We start from the raw sequence: 5,224 nt of genomic DNA on the forward strand, positions 1-5,224 counted from the left end.
GGGCCGGGGGCCCGGCGGGGCGTCCGCGCCCGTACGGGACACCCGTACAGGAGGGGTTGTACGGGTGGCGGCCCGTACCGCGGAAGGACGCGCGCTCAGCTCAACTTGCCGTCGTAGTCCGGGAGTTTGAAGTTCTTCTCGGTGTGGCCGCCCACGACGTCGGTCGGGGTGTTGCCGATGTTGGCGATGATCGTGTGGCCGTCGGCCTCGATCTCCGCCCGCTTCGCGGTCTTGTACTTGCTGACCTCGTCGAAGATGTCGGGCAGGTCCCGCACGTACAGCCCGGCGATCGGATAGCCGACCTTCTCCAGGTTGTCCTTGGTGAGCGAGTAGATGATCCCGGGCCGCGCGGTGACGAAGTAGACGGCCACACCACGGGAGTCGGCGTAGCGGGCCAGGTCCAGGGTCTGCTGGACGGGCGGGGTCGGCAGCTCCCAGATGGGGTGGAAGTGCGTCTCCAGCGTGGTGTTGTCGATGTCGAAGACGACGGCCATCTTCTCGCCGTCGCCCTGCGAGATGCGCTTCTCCAGATACGGACGGGCCTCGTCGGTCACCTTGCTGACGTCGCTGCGCCAGGTGTCGTAGTCGACGTCGTCGGCCGCCGGGTGCGCGGCGCCCGTGTGCGGCTTCTCGGGAGTGACGGCCGCCGAAGTGCCGGACGCCGTACGGGCCTTGGCGGGCGCCGGGGCGTCGGTGGAGGCCATGGCGGGGCCCGCGGCCACCGACGCCGCGGTGAGCAGGCCCGCTCCGGCGACGGACACCGCGATCCGTGTTGTCCATTTGCGTCCATGCATGGGGGGTTCACTCCTGAGTCACGAGACGGAGGCCGGCACGGCACGGCCGGCCACCGACGACGGCGAAGGCCGTGACATGTTCGCGTCTCATCATGTACGGAGGGGGAAGCCTGGGCTACCGATTAGTAGGAATCAGACGCCTTCCGGACGTCACGGCCCCGGCGGCCCGCACGGCGCACGGCTCCGGCCGTGCGCGGCTCCCGGCTCCCGGCCCCCGCTGAACGGTGAACTCCCGCCGCCTGCTGACATTTTCGGCCATGTCCGCGCACGGACGGGCACGGGCGGGCCCCTGCGGACGGCCCCGACGGACGAGCCCGGCGCCGCCACGGCGTCCGCCCCGCACCGGCCCCGCATTACCTCCCGCGTCATCGTCCGGCGTTCCGGCCGCCGGCTGCGTTCCGGAACGGACCGGCGGAGAAAGCGTCGGCCAGAATTGCGAACTCCCGCCGGGCGTACGGAAATCGGCCCTGCCCGGCGCCGCGCCGCCGCCCTCGTACCGGCTCTTACCGGTACGACGCATTCCGTTTCAACGGCGGCCCCTGCCGGCCGCGCCCCAGGAGAGGACGACGCCCGTGGCATCGACACCGCATTCCCCTACCGCCGCTCCCGGCACACCCGTGACCTCGTCCGACGGCCTCGCCCGCCTCGCGCTCCGGCTCGACGGAGCCGTCACGGGCCTCAACTCCCTTGCGTATCCGGCGTTCGCGGCGGCTCTCGCATCCCTTCTCGGAATCGGGGCGTCGCTGCTTTATCCGGTCGGCGCCTTCCTGCTGCTGTTCGCGGCCGTAGTGCTCGTGGCGGGAACGCGCGAGAGGGTTTCCGGGAAAGCGCTCGGCGCGGTGCTCACCGCGAATCTCCTCTGGGCTCTCCTCAGCCTCGTCACGCTCGTCTCCGGGCTGCTCTCGCCGACGCTCTTGGGCGAGGTGGGGGTCGTGCTCCAGGCCGTGGTCGTCGCCCTGTTCGCGGCGCTCCCGTACGCGGGGCTGAAGCGGCTCTGACGCGAGTCCGACACGGGAGGGGGCGGCGCCGGGGCGCGCTCCGCACGGAGGGTGCGCAGGTCCGGGGCGCCGAGGTACGGCGGGATACGGGGGGGGCGACGAGGCATGGCGAAGCGCCCAACAGGCCGCCGTCCGGGGCGAGTTGGCGCGAAAGCGGCCCCGGCGGTCTTGCGCACGGGCCCGTCTAGCGCATCAATGGGCAGCGCGTGAACTGACGAGCGAGCGAGCCAGACACTGCGCCCACCCGGAATGCGGCCTGAACCGCGGACCGTTCGCATGCCCGGAGACCGCAGCACGCACCGCACCCGGCACCCCCCACACCGCGTCCCCGCACGTCAGACGTGACATGCGACTGCGGTGGTCATGCAGCACCCCTGCAACTCCCCACAACCGGAAGGCATTTCCATGGGACGCAGCAGATCGGCATACGCGACCGCACTGGGTACGGCCGTACTCGCGGCGGGCGCGCTCGCGTTCGCCCCCAGCGCGTTCGCGGTGGACCCGACCACGGCGACCGTCTCCGCCGACTGCGGAAGCGCGGGCTCGGGCGAGGCCACGCTGACCGCGACGCAGGACGGCACCGCGGCGACCATCACGCTCACCTCCTCGGCCGTGAAGGCTCCCATCGACGTGGGCGCCGGGTCGGTCGAGACGACCCTGACCCTCTCGAAGAACGGGAGCGACAGCACGACCTTCACGGGCAAGTCCAATCCGGCGATGTCGGCCGGTGACGACGTCGACTCCGGCCCGCTGGACGGGACCGTCGCCGCCGGGGACGTCCTGGAGGCGAAGTCCGTGAAGATCGTCATCTTCGGCACCATCACGGTGAACTGCACGGCCACCTCGGCACAGTCGCCGGGACCGTTCACCTTCTGAGCACCCTCGGACACCTCGGGGCACCGCCGGGCGGCGTCCGGCGCGACCGGTGACAGACGACGACCGGTGACAGACGTACCGGTGGGCGCCCGTCCGGTCACCGGGTGTCCTCTCACGGGTGGTGCGGGGCGGCACCCGGGGCCGCCCCGCACACGGCACCCTTCCTCTCGCCTTCGCTATCCCTTCGTCCACGGCACGCGTTCCGTCACATACCGGCGCACGTCGGTCGCCGCCCGTACGGGGGCCGGAAGACCCGCCTGACCCGGGGCCACCCGGCACACCGCCCGGGGCGCGGGAACCGTACGCTCGGGACCATGGTTGATCCGAACAAGCCCCAGGCCGACGCCCGGCCCGACGCGTCCGACGCTCTGTACGAGGACGCCAACCAGGGCGTGGAGGACGCACGCCAGCACGTCCGCGACGCGGCGAGCGGCACGGACACCGCCGAGCTGGAATCCGCGCTCGACGAGCTGGAGGCCGCGCTCGCGCACCGCGAGGCCGCCCGGACGCGGCCCACGGACGACGACTGGCTGCTCACGGCCCTGGGCGCGGCCAACGCGATCGACCCCGAGTTCCACGGCGACACCGGTGAGGGCGCCGGGAACGGCGACGACAGCGGCATCGACCCCGGCACCGCGACCGCGTAGGCGCACCCCGCGGACACAGCGCGTCAGCGGACCGCGCCGGCGACAGGACCCTGAACGTCCCGGACGTCCCGGACGTCCCGGGCGCCGCTGGGCCTCAAGGGCCTCATGACCGCTCCCGCCCGCCGTGCCGCGCTGATCCCGTACGGGGAGGCCCGCGCCGGGCGACGACGGCCCCGTGCGCACCCCGCGGCACTCCCGCCCCATGGCACTCCCGCGTACGCGCCGTACGCGCCCCCACCGCGCCGCACGACCGGGTGAACTCCCGCGCGACGCACGACCGGTGGCCGTCCGGACGCCGATCATGAGCGCGTGATCCACCACCGCACCGTCACCCGCCGCACACGGAGGGTTCTGCCCCTCGCCGCCGGCCTGCTGTCCCTGTCCGCACTCGCCGTCCAGACCGGTCCGGCGCCCCCGGCCGCCGCGGCCGGGCCGCGTCCCACGACGTCCGGGGAGGCCGCCGCGAACGCCCGTCTCGATGCGATCCGTACCGACCCGGCCCGTCTGAAGCGCTTCTTCACCGCCCTCCCCAAGGGCGGCGATCTGCACAACCACCTCTCGGGAGCGGCGAGTACGGAGTATCTCGTCGAACTCGCCGCCGAGGACGGGCTGTGCGTCGAGACCGCCACGACGACCGCCGTGCCGCCGCCGTGCGGTCCGGGCACCCGGCCCGCCGCCGACGCCCGCCGCGACAGGGCGTTCCGCGACGCGATCGTGCGCGGCTGGTCGATGCAGGACTTCCCCGCGGGCGGCGACGGGCACGACCACTTCTTCGGCACCTTCGCCAAGTTCGGCGAGGTCACCTGGCGCCACCGGGGCAAGCTGCTCGCCGACGTCGCCGACAAGGCCGCCGAGCAGCACCAGAGTTATCTGGAGACCATGGTCAGCCCGGCGTCCGACGGTGCGAAGCGGCTCGCGGACGACGTCGGCTGGAACGACGATCTCGCCGCCCTGCACCGCGAGTTGGCCTCCGGCGGCAGGCTCGACGCACTGGTCGCCGACGCACGGCGGGAGGCCGACGACGGCGACGCCGAGTTCCGCGAGGCCGCGCACTGCGGCACCCGCCGTGCCCACCCGGGCTGCCGGGTGCCGGTGCGCTGGATCTCGCAGGCGTCCCGGGGCGCCTCACCGGCCCGCGTCTTCACCCAACTCGCCCTCGGCATGCGGCTGGCCGAGCGGGACGGGCGCTTCGTCGCGGTCAACCTCGTCCAGCCCGAGGACGCGGAGAGCGCCCTGTCCGGCTACCGGCTCCAGATGCGCATGCTGAAGTATCTGCGCGGCGTGTATCCGAGGGCCCATGTCACGCTGCACGCGGGCGAGTTGTGGCCCGGCCTGGTCAAACCGGAGGATCTCTCCTTCCACATCCGGGAGGCCGTGGAGGTCGCGGGCGCGGAGCGGATCGGGCACGGCGTCGACCTCGTCCACGAGGACCGCTGGCGGCGCACCGCCCGCACCATGGCCGCCCGTGAGACCGCCGTCGAGGTGCCCTTCACCAGCAACGCCCAGATCCTCGGCGTCAAGGGCGCCGACCATCCCTTCGCCACCTACCGGGCGTTCGGCGTCCCGGTGGTGCTGGCCACGGACGACCCGGGCGTCTCGCGTACGGACATCGGCGCGGAGTACCGGTACGCGGCGCGCACGTACGGGCTGACCTACGCCGACATGAAGGACCTCTCCCGCGCCTCCCTGGAGTACGCCTTCCTGCCCGGACGCAGCCTGTGGGCGGGCGCCCCCGCGCGGGACGGCTACACCCTCACCGGGGCGTGTGCCGGGGAGCGTCCGGGGGCCGCCGCGCCGGGGAGCCGGTGCCGCGATCTGCTCGGCGCGAGCGGGAAGGCGGCGGCGCAGTGGCGGCAGGAGGCGGCCTTCCACCGCTTCGAGGAGCGGATCCGCGGGGGCGGCGGCGCCG

At 73.3% G+C, this 5,224-nt stretch carries 5 protein-coding genes; 4 read left to right on the top strand and 1 reads right to left on the bottom strand.

Features of this window, described 5'->3' with window-relative positions; all coding sequences use genetic code 11:
- Positions 1 to 95 precede the first annotated feature (95 nt).
- Positions 96 to 794, bottom strand: coding sequence for an HAD family acid phosphatase (locus AN218_RS31150; protein ID WP_070020378.1), 699 nt, complete (start codon positions 792 to 794; stop codon positions 96 to 98).
- 572 nt (positions 795 to 1,366) lie between these two features.
- On the opposite strand from AN218_RS31150, the gene AN218_RS31155 reads away from it, so the two are divergent.
- The 4 genes from AN218_RS31155 to AN218_RS31170 all read left to right on the top strand — a co-directional run.
- Entirely contained in the window at positions 1,367 to 1,792 is a 426-nt protein-coding gene (locus AN218_RS31155) for a hypothetical protein (RefSeq protein ID WP_070020379.1), read from the top strand.
- 405 nt (positions 1,793 to 2,197) lie between these two features.
- A complete protein-coding gene (locus tag AN218_RS31160; protein ID WP_070020380.1) occupies positions 2,198 to 2,668 on the top strand; it encodes a hypothetical protein in 471 nt (156 codons plus the stop codon).
- Positions 2,669 to 2,982: 314 nt separating this feature from the next.
- On the top strand, positions 2,983 to 3,315 hold the full coding sequence (locus AN218_RS31165) for a hypothetical protein (RefSeq protein ID WP_070020381.1): 333 nt from the start codon (positions 2,983 to 2,985) through the stop codon (positions 3,313 to 3,315).
- Between the two features lie 351 nt (positions 3,316 to 3,666).
- Positions 3,667 to 5,224, top strand: a 1,558-nt coding sequence (locus tag AN218_RS31170; RefSeq protein ID WP_420856041.1) for an adenosine deaminase family protein, incomplete at its 3' end; no start/stop codon positions are given.

The sequence above is a fragment of the Streptomyces nanshensis genome (assembly GCF_001751255.1).
Lineage (GTDB): Bacteria > Actinomycetota > Actinomycetes > Streptomycetales > Streptomycetaceae > Streptomyces > Streptomyces nanshensis_A.